Below are 17,638 nucleotides of genomic sequence, written 5' to 3'. Positions count from 1 at the left end.
ATCGATACGGCCGATATCGATTTCGCCCAGAACCGGACCGTCGATCTCGCGGCGCCGCCGAGACCAGAGGAACGCAGCGTCCTCCGCGTGCTGGTCGACGATGACGGGGATAGTTGCTAGGCGCTGCATTGGCTCGGCCTAATTCAGGTGGACGGCCGCCCCTCGTATCCAGTTCGTACCGGTCGCATGACTGTTGAGCTGTGTGCCGCGGATAGAGACGCGCCCGTTCTTCTCCATAATGATGGACGCCAAGCCGCATCTGAGCTCGATCCGATCGCGCGCGTCCAATGTCACCGCCTCGCCGTCGCGCAACACTTCAACGGGATGCGCACTGGGCCGCGGATCGACTATCCGTCCGACCACAAGCGGCCGGGCGGGGTCACCTGCTTCGAACAGGAGCGCCACTTCCGAGCCGACCGAGGAAGCGTCGAGAGAGGCGAGGCTGCGAGCCTTGAGCGCCGTATCACTTGGGTTGCCAACAAAAACGACGAGCGGCGAACCTCCATCGAAGCCAATCAGAAGGCCGATGACCACACCGTCGATACGCTCCACAACGTCCATCGCTTCGCCCTCAATTGTTGTGAACACTGCTGCCTTTGATCTTGGTCTTGCCGTCGGCCTTCACGTCGATGTCGCCACTGCCGTCGAGCCTTATGTCCTTGCCCTTGAGGCTGATTGTGCCGTCCTTCTTGAGGATGATGCTGGCGTCGCCACATTTGAGCGTAATCTCGTCGGTCGCCTCGATGTACAGCTTCTTGCCGAATTTCATCACGCCATCTTCGCCGACGATGACACTGCTTGCCTTGGCTACTTTTAACGAATAGGCCCCGCCGACTTCGATCCCCTCGTCCGCCGCAATCTTGGCCAGACGCGCCTTGCCAACCTGCGAGGAATGGGCCCCACCGACAGTAAAACTCTGGTCGGCGGCGACGTCAACCGTCTGCGCGGCGCCGATTTGCCATTTGTCTGCCGCGCCAATCGTATGACTTTGCGCTGCGCCGACAGTGACCGACCGCGTCGCGCCGATCGTGTTCGTTTGTGGACCACCAACGGTTCGGGTTTCGGATGCACCAACGCTATCGACGCGTGCTGCGCCAACGGTCACCGTCTGCACAATCGCCACGGTCTGCGTGTGATTGGCGCCGATCGTCTCGGTGGAGTTCGAACCGATGCCGATCGTTTCATCGACCCCCACCGTCAGCGAGCGGTTCTTGCCGACCGTCTCGGTGTCGTTCGACCCGATATTCGTCGTCTGGTCGACGCCGACCTTGACCGTCTTGTTGTTGCCGACGTCCTCGTCGAGGTTGTGGCCGACGGAGTGCTTGGCGTCGTGGTCGATGCGGTCGGACTGGTCGTGCTGCACCGTCTTGTTGCGGTCGTGCTTGATCAGAAGGTGGTGGTCCTTCTGCGCCTGGAAGTTGACCAGTTCGGAGCCGGCCTTGTCCTCGAACATCAGCTCGTTGTAGCCGCCACCGCCCTTCGACGAGTTGGACTTCCAGCCCGATTGCGTGGCGTTGCCGGGCAGCCCGTAGGGCGGCATCTGCGAGGCGTTGTAGACCCGGCCGGTGATGATCGGCAGGTCGGGATTGCCTTCGATGAAATCGACGATCACTTCCTGGCCGATGCGCGGGATCTGGATGAAGCCCCAGCCGCTGCCGGCCCAGGTCTGCGACACCCGCACGAAGCAGGAGCTCTTCTGGTCCTTCTTGCCGAGGCGGTCCCAGTGGAACTGCACCTTCACCCTGGCATATTTGTCGGTGAAGATCTCCTCGCCGGACGGACCGACCACGGTCGCCGTCTGCGGCCCGCGCATGATCGGCCTTGGCGTGATGCGCGGCGGCCGATAAGCAACTGAGGTCGGCGCCACACCGAGCACCACCTTGAAATTCTCGCCATCGGTGTCGACGCCGGCGCGATAGCCCGGATCGAACAGCCGGTACTCGGCGCTGATCACCAGATACTCCTTGTTCTGGTCGTCGCGCGGAAAGCCGTCGAGCTTGAAGGTGCAGCCGGAGAACAGGCCGCGCACGGTGCCGACAGCGGCAATGCGCATATGCGGCGCCTGGATTTCTTCGCGCCTGATCGCCGCCAGGCTGTCGCCGCGCCCGACTTCCAGATGCGCGCCGGGGTGGCGATAGTTCTCGCCCGCGGCCTGCTTGTGGCCGAAGGGCTGCGCCGACTTCGCCATCAAATCGGCGGCGGGTTTTTCGAAGTCATAATCGGTGTGGGCATAGGCGCCGGGGCGCACCGCGCTGCCTGGAATCCAGTCGGTGATGTATTCGACGTCGCGGCGCGAGCCCTGCCCTTCGAACTGATAGAGCACCGTCTCATAGCCCGGCGCCGGCTTGAGCTTGCTCATGGCGTCGGCCAGGATCAGTGTGTGCTCACCCTCGGCATGCTCGAAGAAGTACATGATGCCTTCGTGCTCGAGCAGCCGCTGCATGAAATCGAGGTCGCTCTCGTCGTACTGCACGCAATATTCGCGCGGCGGATAGGAGCCTTGCAAGCGCTTCTCGAACTTGGCGATGCCGCCATATTTGGAGAAGATCTCCTCCACGATCTCGACGGCAGTCTTGTCCTGGAAAATGCGGCAGTCGGTGGTATTGCCGAGGAACCACAGCCACGGCCTGACGACCGCCTCGTAGTGAGCCAGCCGATCTTCGATGCGGGTAAGGCGAAACTCGGCGATGAGGCCGCTGAACCAGCGCTTGGGGTCGGCCTCGCCTTCGATCGAAACGGCGCCGCCCAGCATCTTCAGCGGGTCGATATCGGCATTGGTCGAAACAAATCCAACGGTGTAGGCAAGGCACCGGCTGATCTCGTCGCGGCCGACGAGATGCGTAAAGGTCAACAGCTCGGCGCCGACCGGCGTCTGCACAAGCGCGGCGCGTTGTTCACTCGGCATGGGTCGTGCCCCTCCTGAGCGCTAGTGTGGCAGGTTCGAAGCCCTTCTTGTGTTAACGACCTCACGTTCAGGGATATTTCGCAACTTGCCACCCAAGCCATGTTGAGCCTACCACATGTTCTATGGCAGACCAAAGAGGACAAGCGGCAGGCCGTTGCTGTTTGCGCCGCTTTCGCCAGTGTGAAACGCCGCTCTCCCGCTGTGCCCGCAAGCTGCTAGACTGTGGCACATCGGATCAATGGAAACGGCAGCGGTCGACGGTCCATAGCGCATGTTCATCAGTCTGCAGATCAGCAATGTCGATGTCCTGCCTGCCGGGCTGCCGCCCGGCTACGCATCGCGCGACCGCGGCTTCGAGATAGGGCGGGAGAACTGTGCCTGGACCTTGCCCGATCCGGACAAGTTCATCTCCGGCCGGCATTGCGAAATCCGCTACGAAGGCGGCGCTTTTTTTCTCCACGACGTCTCGCGCAACGGCACATTCGTCAACGGGTCGAGCCAGCGCCTGACCGACCCGCACCGGTTGGCGCAAGGTGACCGGCTCCGGATCGGCCGCTATATCGTCTCGGTATCGATCGATGATGGGAACCCAGCCTTCGGTGGCCATGGTTCGACGCAACGGCAGATGCCCGTTGGATCCTTTCCAGACCATGCCGCATCGCCACGGTCACCGACCGCGCCGCCCGCTTCGCTCTCCAGCCGGCCGCAGCAAGCCGACGAGATCCTGCGCGCGATTGCCGCCGGCGCCGGCATTCCGCCAGAGGTGCTTTTGCTGCGCCAGCCGCAGGAGGTGGCCGGCGAGATCGGCGCGGTGCTGCGCATCGTCGTCGACGAGCTGGTGTTGCTGTTGAAGGCGCGCGCCGCTGCAAAAGTCCTGGCCAAGACCAGCGACCGGACCATGATCAATTCCGCCGACAACAATCCGCTAAAGTTCGTGCCCGGGACAGACGAAATCCTCGACATCATGTTCGCGCGGCGCAGGGCCGGCTATCTCGATGCCAGGCACAGCATCGAAGACGCTTTCCACGACCTCAAAACACATGAATTCGCCACCTTCGCCGCCATGCAGGCAGCGCTGTCGCGGTTGCTTGACGATCTGTCGCCCGAGGCGATTGCGAAAAAACTGCCGCCATCCTCCTTTGCCTCGAAGAAAACGCGCGCCTGGGACGCGCTGGTCGCGACCTGGCGGGCCAAGGAGGAAGCGCACGAGAACGGCATGCTGGACATATTCCTCACCTATTTCAGTGAAGCCTATGCCAAGGCCGCCAAACAGAAGACCGGCAAGGGCTAAGCCCGCGCACCGCTGAAGACACCGTGAAGGCGACCCGAGCACGGGCCGGCCACCAAAATTGCGCCGGGTTTCCATCGCAACCTTCTGAGACTACGATCACATACGACGATTGAGCACGCGGGTACGGTTGGTCGACCTCGGGGGTCTGCGGCACATGTCATGTCACGGCGAGATAGCGTCCTGCGGTCCGCGTTTGCGCGGACATGGCGCTGTGCATCGCGGCGCGCGGGCGTAGAGGCAGGGATCGGCGATGAGCTCGAAGGATGATCCTTTCGATCCGACCGGCAAAACCGTCATCCGCCCCAGCCGCCCCAATCCCGGCCGCAAGCAAAAGACGGTTCTCGCCCGCGATGCGCCGGCCCCCGGCAGTACGGTGATCGCCCCTGCCAGCGTCCCGGAACCCACGGTTTTCGATCCCAACGCCGGCCGCCAGCCGCCGTCCGACGTCACGGGGACGGTGATCTATCAGGGAACGCCCTTCGCCAACGCGCCGGCCGATCCGCCCGTTCACGGCTCAGCCGGGACGGCGGGGAAAACGCCATGGGATGCGCTGCTCGGCGCCAGCGATGCCGTCGATTATGGCGCGGCCAACCCGATCGTCGCTGCCGCGGCGCCCTTGCTGATACTGCTTGGGCATCTGCGGCTGATGGCTGTCGAAAGACCGGCCGAGCCGCTGGCGCAGCATGTCGCCGGCTTGATCGAGGATTTCGACCGCAAGATCGCCAGGACCGATACCTCGGAAGAGGATGCGCGCATCGCCAGCTATGTGCTTTGCGAAACCGCCGACGATATCGTCGCCAATCTGCCCGGTTCCAGCCGGGATGCGTGGGCACAGCACGCCATGCTGCAGCGCTTCTTCCAGGTCAAACCCACCGGCGCCGGTTTTTTCCAGGCGCTGAACACGGTGCTGGCGACGCCGGAACCTCATCGCAATCTCATCGAGCTGATGCATGTCTGCCTGTCGCTTGGCTTCGAAGGCCAGTATCGCGGCCAGCCGCGCGAGAGCCTCGAACGGGTCCGCCGCGACGTCTACGAGACATCAGCCTATTTCCGCGTCCTCGGTGACGACGACATCTCGCCGCGCTGGCAAGGCTTGTCGGTCACATCGGCGCAAGGCTCCAGGCGGGTTCCGCTCTGGGCCATAGCCGCTGCAACCGCAGCGGGCTTGACCGCAGCCTTTTTCACGCTGCGGGTCCTCATCACCAATGATGGCGAGGCTATTGCCGGCGAGTTGCTGGCGCTCAATCCGGCGACGCCGGTCACCATCGAGCGCACCGGCTTCGTCCCGCTGACCGAGGAGGTGAAGGTCGTCGCAGCGCCAACGACGATTGCGCAGGTCGATCGCATCCGCACTGCGTTGGCCAAGGAGATCGAAGCCGGCGGCGTCAGCGTCGGCACCAAGGGTGATTTCATCATCGTGGAAATCAGCAACGCCCTGCTGTTCCAGTCGGGACGAGCCGAGGTCAAACCGGAGTTCGAGCCGGTGGCCGCCAGCATCGCGGCGGCTCTCGATGCGGAGCGCGGGCCGATCCGGATCGTCGGCCACACCGACAACGTCAAACCGAAGAAGACCAGCGCCTTCAAATCGAATTTCGACCTCTCCGTCGCACGTGCCCAGTCGGTGGAAAAGATGATCGCAGCGCATTTCAGCGATCCGTCGCGGACAAAGGTCGAGGGCAAGGGCGAGGACGAGCCCATCGCCGACAATGCAACGCCGGAGGGCCGCGCCAAAAACCGCCGTGTCGATGTAATGATCCCGCGGGAGGAGATGCTGTGACCGGCTGGCTGCTGCGCATCTTCAGCGCGCTCGCGCTCGCCGGCTTTGCAGCCGCGGTCTGGTACGCCGGCCCGTTAATCCGCTTTGCCGGGGCCCGGCCGTTGGATCCCATCTGGCTGCGGGCAGCGATCATCGGCATCGTCGTCGGAACGGTGGCGATCATCTATGCAATCCGGTTCTGGCGCAGGCGCAAGGCGCAGAAGGCGCTGGAGGCCGCCATGGCCAGCGCCGAGGATGACGGCAGCGATGCAAAGGTGCTGGAAGCTCGCATGAACGAAGCGGTCGCGACGCTCAGGCAATCGAGCGGCAAGCGCAACTTCCTCTACGACGTGCCCTGGTACATCGTCATCGGCCCGCCGGGCGCCGGCAAGACCACCGCGCTGGTCAATTCCGGCCTGAACTTTCCGCTTGCCGGGTCGGGCCAAGCGCACCCGGTGGCAGGCGTCGGCGGCACGCGCAATTGCGACTGGTGGTTCACCGACGAGGCGGTGCTGATCGACACGGCCGGGCGCTACACGACGCAGGATTCCCATGCAGGGACCGACAGCAAAAGCTGGCTGGCGTTCCTGTCGCTGCTCAAGCGGCACCGGACGCGTCAGCCGATCAATGGCGTCATCCTGGCGATCAGCCTTGCCGATATGATGGCGGACGGCGAGCAGGCGGCTCGTGTCGCCGAGATCCGCAGCCGCCTGCAGGAAATCCACGAGGTCCTGAAGGTCCGCTTTCCCGTCTACGTGCTGTTCACCAAGGCCGACCTGGTCTCCGGATTCATGGAATATTTCGGCGGTTTCGACGAAGCACGCCGGCGCAAGGTGTGGGGCGCGACCTTCCAGACCGCCGAGCGCGGCCTGAACATGGTCGCAGAAGCGCCAGCCGAATTCGACGCACTGGTGAAGCGCCTGACCGAAGAGATGAGCGAGCGGCTGCAGGCGGAGACCGATCCGGTCGCGCGCATCGCCATTTTCGGCTTCGCCGCGCAGCTCGGTGCGCTGAAAGGCCGGATCGTGCATTTCCTCGAGGGCGTTTTCGAGCCGACGCGCAAGCAGCTGAACGCCCCCCTGCGCGGCCTGTATTTTTCTTCCGGCACGCAGGAAGGCACGCCGATCGACCAGTTGCTGGGCAGCATAGGCCGCAGTTTCGGCAGGAATGCCCAGGCGCATCTTTCCGGCACCGGCAAAAGCTTCTTCCTGCACGATCTGTTGAGCCGCGTCATTTTCGCCGAGTCCGGCTGGGTGTCCTATGACAGGGCGGCCGACAGGCGCGTTGCGATCGCCCGCTACGCCGGCCTGACAGCGATCGCGGCCATAGCGATCGCCGCGCTTGGCGTTCTCGGCCTGAGCTTTACGACCAACAAATCGCTGGTCGCCGCGACCGGCCAGGCGGCAGGCCAATACCGCGCGACAGCCGCGCCGCTGCTGGCCAGCACGACGGTGTTGGATGCCGACCTCGAAACCGTCATCGGCGCGCTCGATGCGCTGCGCGGCCTGCCGGCCGGCTACGATACGAGAGACCAGCCCACCCCGGCCACGGCGACGTTCGGCCTCAGCCAGCGTGAGCGTATCCTTTCGGCTTCCGAGACTGCCTACCGGCAGGGGCTGGAGCGCATGTTCCGCTCGCGCCTGCTGTTCCAGCTCGAACGCACGATCGAGGCCAGGATGGCCGATCCGATGGCGCTATACGAGCCGTTGAAGATTTACCTGATGCTGGGCGGCAAGGCGCCGAAAGTGGATGACGAGCTGGTCGTCACCTGGCTGAAGCGGGACTGGGAACAGAACCGCTATCCCGGCGCCCACAATCGCGACGGCCGGGCGCAACTGGAGAAGCATTTGCGCGCCATGCTGGCGCTCGACGATGACCAGGATCCCTCGTTCGAACTCAACCGCGCGCTGGTCGAATCCGCCCAGCGCTCGCTCGGCCGCATGAGCCTTGCCGATCGCGCCACCGCGCTCATCCAGTCGGCCACCTATGCGGCGGCGCTGGACGATTTTTCGGTGTCATCGCAAGCCGGCGCGGAGGCGCCGATGCTGTTCGAGCGCAATGACGGAAACGATCTCGCCGGCCTTCGCGTCCCCGGTCTCTACACCCATGCCGGCTTCGACTTCTATCTGGCGCAACTTGCCAGGAGCGCGCAGGCGCTGGTCGACGATCAATGGGTGATCGGCTCGAGCGGCGAGCAAGGCGGTTTCGACCAGGAATTGCTCAAGCTCGGCCCGGAGCTGCTCGATCGCTATGGCAAGGGCTTTGCGGCGGCGTGGAACGAGGTGCTCGACAGGTTGAAGTTCAAGGCAATGGCCGCCGACAAACCGCAATATCTGGCGCTGTCCGCAGCGGGATCACCGAGTTCGCCGCTGATGCAGCTGTTCGAGGCGATCGCGCGCGAAACAGCTTTGACGCAAGAGCGCAATCCGGCTGCGCCGTCTCAAGACAGCGGCCAGGAAATCGCGGCACGCGCCAAGGGCCTCGCCCGCATCGGCATCGAGCTTGCAGCGCGCAAATCGCAGAGCAGGGCCGGGACCGCCTTTGTCAGTACGCAGAACCAGGATCCCGGCGCCAACATCGAAGCCCAGTTCCGGTCTTTCCAGGCTTTGGTGGCCGGGGCGCCGGGGCAGCGGCCGCTCGACGCTCTCACCCAGAATTTCCGCGAAATCTATCAGAGCGTGCGGCTGGCCGCCGATGTCCCCGCCCAGACGGACCAGGCCAACGCCAATCTGCAGCTGCAGATCTCGACGTTGCGCGCCAATGCTTCGCGGCTGCCGAAGGCGCTGGCCAGGATGGTGAGCGCGGCGGCGGACGATTTCGAGGGCACCGTCGCCGAAACATCGACCACGCGTCTCAACGAGATGCTGGAGGAGACCGTCGGCCGTCCGTGCGAAGAGGTGATTGCCGGGCGCTTTCCATTCGCCCCCGCCGGCACCGACGATGTCGCCATGGCGGATTTTGCCAGATTGTTTTCTCCGGGCGGGGTTCTCGACCGGTTTTTCGCGCAGAACCTGGCGTCGCTGGTCGACATGAGCGGCCAGGACTGGGACTGGAAACAGGACACCAGGTTCGGCCGCAATCTGGCGAAATCGACGCTGAAGAACTTTCAGCTCGCGGCACAAATCCGCGCGGCTTTCTTTCCGCTCGGCGGGCCGGTGCCGTCGATCAACATCACCTTCACGCCGCTGTCGCTGCATGGCGATGCCGACATGGCGCTGCTCAATATCGACGGCCAGGTGCTGCAGGCCACCCAAGCCGGCAACACGCCGGGCCTGATTCCGTGGCCGGGCAAGACCGGTTCGGCCAGTCTCAGCCTGACGCCGGAGCTGCCCGGCCGCGAGTCCGCAATCAAGTTCGACGGTCCCTGGGCGTTGAAACGATTGCTGGACAAGGGGCAGGTCACCGCCAATGGCGACAGTCTCGAAGCGCATTTCCTCATCGGCGGGCGCGATGTCGCCTACACGATCAAGACCGGGGAGGACGGTAATCCGTTCACGCTGCCGGCGCTCTCCGCGTTCAGCTGTCCGAAGGCTTTCTGATGGGGAATTGCATGGCAGGACCAAAGATTGCAGGACGCAGAGACAGCGGCGGCACCACACCGTCCGTCATCAGCGGCTTAGATTTCGATACTCTAATGAATGGGGCTGTGGCAGACTGGCCAGGCACGTCAGCCAAGGCGTTGCGGAGCGTAGGCAAGTGAACGATGCCGCCTTTGAGAGCTACGGCGTGAGCCACAAGGGCTGCGTGCGCGACCACAATGAGGACAGCTTTCTGGTCGAGCCGCAGATCGGCCTCTGGGTGGTGGCCGACGGCATGGGCGGGCACGAGGCCGGAGAAGTCGCTTCGGCAAGCATTGTCGAGCATCTGGCGACGATCGGCATCGCCAGTTCGGCGCCGGATCTGCGCGCCCGCTTTGAGGATCGGCTGAACCGGGCGCATGCCGAGATTCGCCGGATTTCGCGCTCACGCGGCGTGACCATCGGCTCCACCGTTGCCGCACTGCTGGCCATGGACGGCAGGTTCGCCTGCCTGTGGTCGGGCGACAGCCGCGTCTATCTCGTGCGCAACGCCGCGATCTCGCAGATTTCGCGCGACCACACCGAGGTGCAGGAACTGCTCGACAGCGGCGCGATCAGCGCAGCCGAAGCGGAGAACTGGCCGCGCCGCAACGTCATCACCCGCGCCATCGGCGTCAACGACGAAATCGCCATCGACTTCCAGCAGGGAGAGACCCTTGCCGGCGACATCTTCATCCTCAGCACGGACGGGCTGACGGCGCATGTCAGCGACGCGGAAATTGCGGCAGCAGTGCTCTCGGCAGCGCCGCAGGCTGCCTGCGAAAAGCTGCTTTCCATGGTGCTTGAGCGCGGCGGCACCGACAACGTCACCATCGTTCTGGTCAAGATCAGAGACAAAGGCAATGGCCTGTCCCGAGCAGGAGGCCACGACCGATGAGCTCCGACGACAAGACCCGGCTATTGCCCAACATGGCGGATACCAGCGTCGGCACGCAGCTCAGCGGCATCTACGAGCTCGACGAACGCATCGCGTCGGGCGGCATGGGCGAAGTCTATCGCGGCCACAACATCCAGACCGGCGATCATGTCGCGATCAAGATCGTGCTGCCGGAATTCGCCCGCGATCAGACGATCCTGTCGCTGTTTCGCAAGGAAGCCTCGATCCTCAACCATCTGTCGCATGACGCGGTCGTGCGCTACCACGTCTTCACCATAGATCCCGGCATCGGGCGGCCCTATCTGGCGATGGAATTCGTCGACGGCCAGTCGCTCTACGACATCATGCGCGGCGGGGCGATGGCGACTCCGGATGTGCGCAAACTGTGCCACCGGCTGGCCTCGGGCCTGAGCGCCGTGCACCAGGCCGGCGCCATCCACCGCGATCTTTCGCCCGACAACATCATCCTGCCGGGAGGCCGGGTCGAGCGGGCAAAAATCATCGATTTCGGCATTGCGCGATCGGCCGCGGTCGGTGGCGAGACGCTGATCGGCGGCAAGTTCGCCGGAAAATACAACTATGTTTCTCCCGAGCAGCTCGGGCTCTATGGCGGCGAGGTCAGCGAACAGTCCGACATCTACAGCCTGGGGCTGGTGCTGGCGGCGGCGCTGCGCGGCAAGCCGATCGACATGGGCGGCTCGCAATACGAGATCGTCGAAAAACGGCGGACCGTGCCTGATCTCTCCGGCATCAATGCCGATTTCAGGGACATTGTCGAAGCGATGCTGCAGCCTGACCCGGATGATCGACCGGCCAGCATGGCCGAAATCGCCCGGTTGACGCGCGACGACAGCGACGCGACCTTGCCGCCGGCCTCGCTTGCGCCCCGGCCCGGCCTGCCGCGAACCGGGCAAACCGCCGGGCCTGTTTCGAAGATCGGGGACTCGCCGGCCCAAGGCTTCGGTTCGGCCCCGCCAAGCGGCACGGCGGAGCCGTCTTTCGTGCCGCACGTGCGCCCAGCGCACCTGTCGCAGCCGAAACCGGCTGCTGAAACTCCCAGACGAGCAAGCACACCGCCGAAGCGTGCTACTACAGGCAGAAATCTGACGATCGCGGTGCTGTCGGCGGTGGCCGTGGTATCGCTTGGAGGGCTCTATGCATCGGGTATCGTGGGATTCGGAGACCGGCCTCGCGTCACCGACACCGGCAAGCCGCTCCAACCCGAACTGACAAAGCCGATCGTCGCTGACAAGCCCGTTCCGGACACTGCGCCGGTCGAGAAGACGGTGCCAAAGACGCAACCAGCGGAGACTGCGGCTGAAGATCAGGCCAAAGCGCCGGTCGAGCCGCAGCCGACGCCACCAGTCGCGTCGAGCGCTACGGCCCCGCAGCCGGCCGAACCGACCGACAAGACCGTCGCGCTGCAACCGCCATCCGGCCCGTCGAAGCCCGATGCCGCGAAGAACCCGGAGCCTGTCAGCGCGCCGGTAGAGCCCAAGGCGACAGCGCCGGCCACGCAAACACCTGAACCGACGGCCGAGGCACCCACGCCCACAGCACCGGCGCCGGAACCCACCGCTCAAGCGGCCGAGCCCAAGGCGCAGGCCCCTGAACCGGCCGCGCAGGCGCCCAAGCCGGACACGCAGGCGCCTGAATCGACCGCGGAGCCCAAGCCAAGCCAGCCGGATATCGCCAGCGGTGAGCAGGCCGACAAGCCGGCAGAGCCCGAAATTGCCATGAACGTGCCCAAGCCGGAGGTGCCGCCACCGGCCGATGCGGCCGCGGAGCGGGCCACCTGGGTACGCGCCTTCAATGGTGGTGACTGTTTTTATGCGACGGTGACGTCGGCCACCGACAAGGGTGTCGCGATCGAGGGCTTCGGCACGTCGGTGCCACCCTTCGAACAGTTGCTTGGGGAATTCCAGGCGAAGTTCCATGTCGAGCCGGATATCAGCGTCCGCCTTATCCAGCCCCCGCAATGCGGGATCACCGGCTTCCTGCGTTTCATGGGCGCGAGCACGGCCGACAGGCCGCAGCTTGTCCTCGACCAGACATCGGTGCCGGACGGCTCGCCGATCGACGGCACGCTGATGACGCATGGCGGGCTGGTGTCGAGCGTGTTCCTGATCGACCACAGGGGCATCGCCTTCAACCTCGACGATCATGTTGTCGTACAAGCCGACAAGGCGACCTTCTCGATCCCGATCGGACTCGGCGCCGCCGACAAGGCGGCAGGCAAGGCGTTGCCGCAGATCATCATGGTGATCACCGGGCCGCAGGACATAAAGGCGGCGGACTTCACAACGCCGACGCCGGCCTCGGTGCTGTTGCCCAGGATCCTCGACGAGATCGGCGCCAGGAGTTCGGCATTTTCGGCGACCGCCAAATACTTCCGCCTCGGCGGCTAGCACCGACGCCGATGCAACGCCGTCGCCGAGATCCCGTCCTGCTTGCCCGGAACGTGCGCGTGAAGCTCGCCGCGAGCGCGGTCGCGACGCTGTTGCTGGCGCTTCTTTCCACCGGGCAGGCGCGTGCCGAATTCACCGTCTGCAACCAGACGCTCGACGTCGTCAATCTTGCCGTCGGTCAGAAGGTCGACGATGCCGACCAGACCGATGGCTGGTGGACCATCGGCGCCAATCAATGCGTCAACGTCATTCGCGAGGAGCTGACCAACCGCTACATCTACATCTACGCGACGGATGTCTTCGGCCACGCCATCCTGGCAGGCTCCACCGACATGTGCATCGAGCGGCGGCGGTTCTCGATCCGTGGCATCGATGAATGCTGGCAGCGCGGCCATATCGCGGCGAAGTTTCTCGAAGTCGACACGCAGGAACAGGTGCGCTGGACCTTCTTCCTGACCGGAAGCGCGCCGTGACGCACAGCATCGACACCAGCTTCAGAGCAAAGAAGCAGGCGCGCGCCGCGCTGCGCAGGCGCAGGACCTGGATCGGGCTGGCGGCTGGCCTGGCGACAATCGCCCTTGCCGCGATTGCCACCGGCTTTTATCTCACCGCCGACTACTGGTCGTTTGGCGACGAGGACGAGGAACTGCACGCCGTCGAAGGCTCGGACGACGTACCGGCCGACGCATCGGTCTATGTGCCGGCCATCATCGACCTTGCCGGCGACCCGATGTGGATCACACTGGCGCCGGAGGCCGGCGCCGCCAAGAGCCGCGGGATGCCGCGCCCGACGGAGCTCGACCAGGCCGGCATCTCCCCTCAGATCATGGTTCTCTCCGACGTGATGCTGAGCGCCAGCGAAAAATTCATGACGACGATCCCGTCGACGCAAGAGGATTTCGCTTTCTTTCAGGCGCAGCGGAAGACCGCGGTCGCGCCACCCGCCGAACCCAACGATCCGCAGAATGACCTGCAGAACGATCTTCAACCATCGCCCGGCGCGGACGGGGCTCCGGCGGCCTCCGGCCCAGCTCCTGACCCGCAGACCGCTCCGGGTGCATCGGCGGCGGCCGATGACCCCGAGGCCGGCTGGGGCGAGACCATCGGTGAGGGCGAAGCAGCACTCCCCGCCTTTCAGAAGACACCGGTCGAAAACAACACCAGCGTTGCCACCGTCAGCTCGGAATACCAGCGCTTCGAGGCGACCCAGGACATTTTCGTGAAAATCCTCAACGACCGCAGCCTGGACAGCGTGGCGCTCGATGCGCATTTTTCCGCCGACGACGCAAAGCTTGCCGGCGAGGGGCTGAAGGCGCTGTTCGACAAGGACGGCCTGCAGCCTGGCTATGTCGTGGCGATGCGCGGCTTCAGGCCGACGCGCGAGACCACGACGATGTCGCTGATGCAGGTCTCGATCTACGCCAGGAACGTCTTTGTCGGCACGCTGACACGCAACGCGGCCGGCGCCTTCGTGTCGGGCGTCGACCCGTGGGTGCGCGAGGACCTGTTCAATTATTCGGGCGCCGAGACCGAAGGCACGCAGAAACGGCAATACCGCCTGCTCGACGCGATCTACTCGACGGCGGCCCGCAACAATGTGCCGAGCGGCATCATCGGCGAAGCCATCATGTATCTGTCGCGCGGACAGGATCTGGATGCTTTCGCCAGCGAGGACCAGCGCCTTGTGCTGATCTATTCGCAGACGCCGCGCGGCAAGAACGAGACCGACGGACGGGTGCTCTATGTCGGCATCCAAGGCACGCAAAAGAGCCTCGATTGTTTCGTTTTCCAGCAGAGCGACGGCCAGTTTTCCTGCGTCTCGGGCGACGACCAGGTGCGCTCGCTGACGGTGGCCAAGGGCATGGTGACGCCGGTCAACGGTGTCATGACGTCGACCTTCGGGCCGCGCAAGCATCCAATCCTGGGCGTTGTTCGCATCCACAAGGGCGTCGACTGGGCAGCACCCGTGGGGACCCCGATCGCCGCAGCCTTCGACGGCGAGATCATCTTCCAGGGCGACGGCGGCGGCTACGGCAATGTGGTCAAGATCGCCCATGGCGGCGGCCGCGAGACGCGCTACGCGCATATGTCGAAATTCGCCATTGCCAGCGGTGTCGGCACCAAGGTGAAGGCCGGCGACATCATCGGCTATATCGGCACCACCGGCCTGTCGACCGGGCCACATTTGCATTTCGAACTCTATCAGAGCGGTCAGGCGATCGATCCGCTCGGAACAGTGACCGCTGCAATCGCCGTCACTTCCAGCGATCCCGCCGTCGAAACGCTGACCGACCGTATCGTCCACGTCGAATCGGGCGGTAGCGCGCGGGCCAAGAACCCGCTGTCTTCGGCGACAGGCGCCGGCCAGTTCATATCCAAGACCTGGATCCGGATGATGAACACCTATCGTCCCGAACTGGCGCGCTCGCTGTCGACCGCAGACCTGCTCGCTTTGCGCTACGACGCCACCATCTCGCGTGAGATGGTGCGCAATCTGGCGCGCGAGGGCGAAGCCTATCTCAAGGCGCGTGGCCACCAGATCACCGCCGGCCGGCTCTATCTCTGCCATTTCCTCGGTATGGAAGGCGCCCATCAGGTGCTGGCGTCGCCGGGATCGGCGCAGTTGAGCGCCGTGCTCGGCTCGTCCGTTATCCAGGCCAACCCGTTTCTTGCCGGCAAGACCGCCAGCTACGTCGTCGACTGGGCGGAACGGAAGATGGGCCGCAAATTGCCGACGCCCGCCACCACCGATGCGGGCCAGCAGACGACGACGGAAGTCCGCCAGACATCGCCGGAGTTCGAAAAATACAAGCAGGCGATAACGGCACTGGTCGGCTCGATCCAAAATACTCTTGAGCCGGGCTAGAGCTGGCAGTTCGCCCCGGCTTTCGCCAAGCCGATTGGTTCTGAGGCCGGCGAATGGTATGTTTGCGGATATTTGGGAAGGTTTTTGGGTCCTTGTGAACCAAAACTGTGGCTGGGATCACATACGCCCAACAGCCATTTTGGCAGAAGCGATACAGTCGCTGGTGAAATTTAGCATGCGCAGCCATCAATAACGCGCCCCATTGGGGCGGAGGGCCGATCCCATGAAAGCGTTTGCCGTCCTTTTGAGCGGATTTTTTCTGTTAATGCTGACCGCGCTTGGCACCGTCCAGGCGGCGGCGCCGGATGCCGGTGGCGTCAAACGCGTCGCGCTGGTCATCGGCAACAGCAAATACGTCCATGCCGTCGAATTGCCCAATCCGGCCAATGACGCGCATCTCATCGCATCGACGCTGCGCAATGCCGGCTTCGAGGTGATCGAGGGCGTCGACCAGGACAATGCCGGCATGCACAGCCTGATCAGCAAATTCACCGAGCAGTCCTACGATGCCGACCTCGCCGTCATCTTCTATGCCGGCCACGGCATGCAGGTCGACGGCAAGAACTTTTTGATCCCGGTCGACGCCGAACTGACGTCACCTGCCTATCTCAAGACCCGCACCGTCCAGATCGACGACTTCATGGCCGCACTGCCGCCCGACCCGGCGGTCGGCGTCATCATCCTCGATGCCTGCCGCGACAATCCGCTGGCACGGACGCTGGCGGCCGCGATGCCGAAGACCCGCTCCACCGCGCTGGGCACCGGCCTGGCGCCGATCGACCCTAAATCAGAGGGCGTCGGCACCGGCGGCATCCTGATTGCCTATGCCACCGACCCGGGCGCCATCGCCTTTGACGGCAACGGCGTCGACAGCCCCTACTCGACCGCGCTCGCCAGGCACCTGACCGAACCCGGCGTCGAGATCCAGAGCGCGCTGACGCGGGTGCGCGGCGAAGTGGCCGAGACCACGCAAGGCCGCCAGCGGCCATGGCACAACGCATCGCTGGGCCGCGAGGTCTTCCTCGGCAAACCGGCCGCCGAAGCCGCACCGATGGTAAAACCGGCCGCCGATGACGCGAACGCCGCGGCAGCGCCCGCTTCTGCTCTCGTCACCAGCGAACCGCCTTCGTGGGAAGTCGAGCAGCGGCTTTGGGACGAGGCCTCGAAGCGCAACACCGCGCCATTCTACGAAGCCTATCTCGAACAGTTCCCGAATGGCCGCTTCGCCACGGTGGCGCGGCTCAACATCGATGCGCTGAACGATCCGAAAGCCCAGGAACGGGAAGTCGCCGCGCTTGCTGCGGACGAAGCGAACTCGGGTTCTGCCGTGCGCACCTCGGTCGGCATTTCGGACGACATGAAGAAGGTGCTGGGCACCGAGGCGACGGAGAACGCGATCGGTCTCGATCGCCAGGGCCGCATCGACCTGCAATTGCGCGTCGAGGCGCTGGGCAACGAGCTTGGCCGCGTCGACGGCAATATCGGCGCCAAGACCCGGCAAGCGATCGGCGACTGGCAAGAGGGGAACGGGCTGCCTCCGACCACTTTCCTGACGCGCGAGCAACTGGCGTTCCTGGTTATCCAGACGGACCCGATGATGGAGGCCGTGCGTGCCAAGCATGAGGCCGACCAGGCCGGCGTGGACAGGCCGAGAAAACAGGTGGTGCAGAAGGCCCGCACGCTGAAGCCCGCGGCGGAAAAGCCACGCAAGAAGCAGTACGCCCAGAAGCCGCGCCGGCAACAGCAGTTCGTGCAGAAAAGGCGCAACCGCGAGGTCGTGCGCGAGGATGAACCGCCGCCGCGGGACAACAATGATTTCCTGACCAAGGCGCTGATCTTCGGCACCGGCGTAGCGGTCGGCGGCGTGCTCAAGAACTGATCGATCATGTCAAACAATAAAAACGCCGCGTGTCCGTTGGACGCGCGGCGTTGTGTTTGACGACGGCCGGAAGACGCA

General features: G+C 64.4%; 10 protein-coding genes. 8 read left to right on the top strand and 2 right to left on the bottom strand.

Going from position 1 to position 17,638, the window contains the following annotated elements; genetic code table 11:
• Positions 1 to 138: 138 nt before the first annotated feature.
• Entirely contained in the window at positions 139 to 561 is a 423-nt protein-coding gene (locus X771_RS158745) for a DUF6484 domain-containing protein (RefSeq protein ID WP_023687019.1), read from the bottom strand.
• Between the two features lie 10 nt (positions 562 to 571).
• Positions 572 to 2,905: a type VI secretion system tip protein TssI/VgrG gene (gene tssI, locus X771_RS158750; RefSeq protein WP_023687018.1), complete on the bottom strand. Its 2,334-nt coding sequence runs from the start codon at positions 2,903 to 2,905 to the stop codon at positions 572 to 574.
• A gap of 271 nt (positions 2,906 to 3,176) precedes the next feature.
• Between tssI and tagH the strand changes: the two genes are divergently transcribed.
• The 8 genes from tagH (at position 3,177) to X771_RS158790 (ending at position 17,560) form a co-directional block, all read left to right on the top strand.
• The gene (tagH, locus tag X771_RS158755; protein ID WP_023687017.1) at positions 3,177 to 4,196 is read left to right on the top strand and encodes a type VI secretion system-associated FHA domain protein TagH; all 1,020 of its coding nucleotides are present in this window, start codon (positions 3,177 to 3,179) and stop codon (positions 4,194 to 4,196) included.
• A 250-nt stretch (positions 4,197 to 4,446) separates the two neighbouring features.
• On the top strand, positions 4,447 to 5,973 hold the full coding sequence (tssL, locus tag X771_RS158760; protein WP_023687016.1) for a type VI secretion system protein TssL, long form: 1,527 nt from the start codon (positions 4,447 to 4,449) through the stop codon (positions 5,971 to 5,973).
• Positions 5,970 to 9,491 carry a type VI secretion system membrane subunit TssM gene (tssM, locus tag X771_RS158765; RefSeq protein ID WP_023687015.1) on the top strand — a complete coding sequence of 1,174 codons (3,522 nt, stop codon included), beginning with the start codon at positions 5,970 to 5,972 and terminating at the stop codon, positions 9,489 to 9,491. Before tssL ends, tssM begins: the two co-directional genes overlap by 4 nt.
• Before the next feature lie 157 nt (positions 9,492 to 9,648).
• The gene (locus X771_RS158770; RefSeq protein ID WP_023687014.1) at positions 9,649 to 10,407 is read left to right on the top strand and encodes a protein phosphatase 2C domain-containing protein; all 759 of its coding nucleotides are present in this window, start codon (positions 9,649 to 9,651) and stop codon (positions 10,405 to 10,407) included.
• Positions 10,404 to 12,815 (top strand): serine/threonine-protein kinase, encoded by a 2,412-nt coding sequence (locus X771_RS158775; protein ID WP_023687013.1) that lies wholly within the window; start codon positions 10,404 to 10,406, stop codon positions 12,813 to 12,815. Before X771_RS158770 ends, X771_RS158775 begins: the two co-directional genes overlap by 4 nt.
• An 11-nt stretch (positions 12,816 to 12,826) precedes the next feature.
• Complete coding sequence (locus tag X771_RS158780) at positions 12,827 to 13,288, top strand: DUF1036 domain-containing protein (protein WP_023667922.1); 462 nt, start codon at positions 12,827 to 12,829, stop codon at positions 13,286 to 13,288.
• Positions 13,285 to 15,681 (top strand): M23 family metallopeptidase, encoded by a 2,397-nt coding sequence (locus tag X771_RS158785; protein WP_023687011.1) that lies wholly within the window; start codon positions 13,285 to 13,287, stop codon positions 15,679 to 15,681. Before X771_RS158780 ends, X771_RS158785 begins: the two co-directional genes overlap by 4 nt.
• 265 nt (positions 15,682 to 15,946) lie before the next feature.
• Positions 15,947 to 17,560 (top strand): caspase family protein, encoded by a 1,614-nt coding sequence (locus X771_RS158790; protein WP_245262525.1) that lies wholly within the window; start codon positions 15,947 to 15,949, stop codon positions 17,558 to 17,560.
• Positions 17,561 to 17,638: the final 78 nt, after the last annotated feature.

The sequence above is a fragment of the Mesorhizobium sp. LSJC269B00 genome (assembly GCF_000502815.1).
GTDB lineage: Bacteria > Pseudomonadota > Alphaproteobacteria > Rhizobiales > Rhizobiaceae > Mesorhizobium.
The sequence above is the reverse complement of the archived record's forward strand: the minus strand, read 5'-3'. Positions and strand labels throughout refer to the sequence as shown.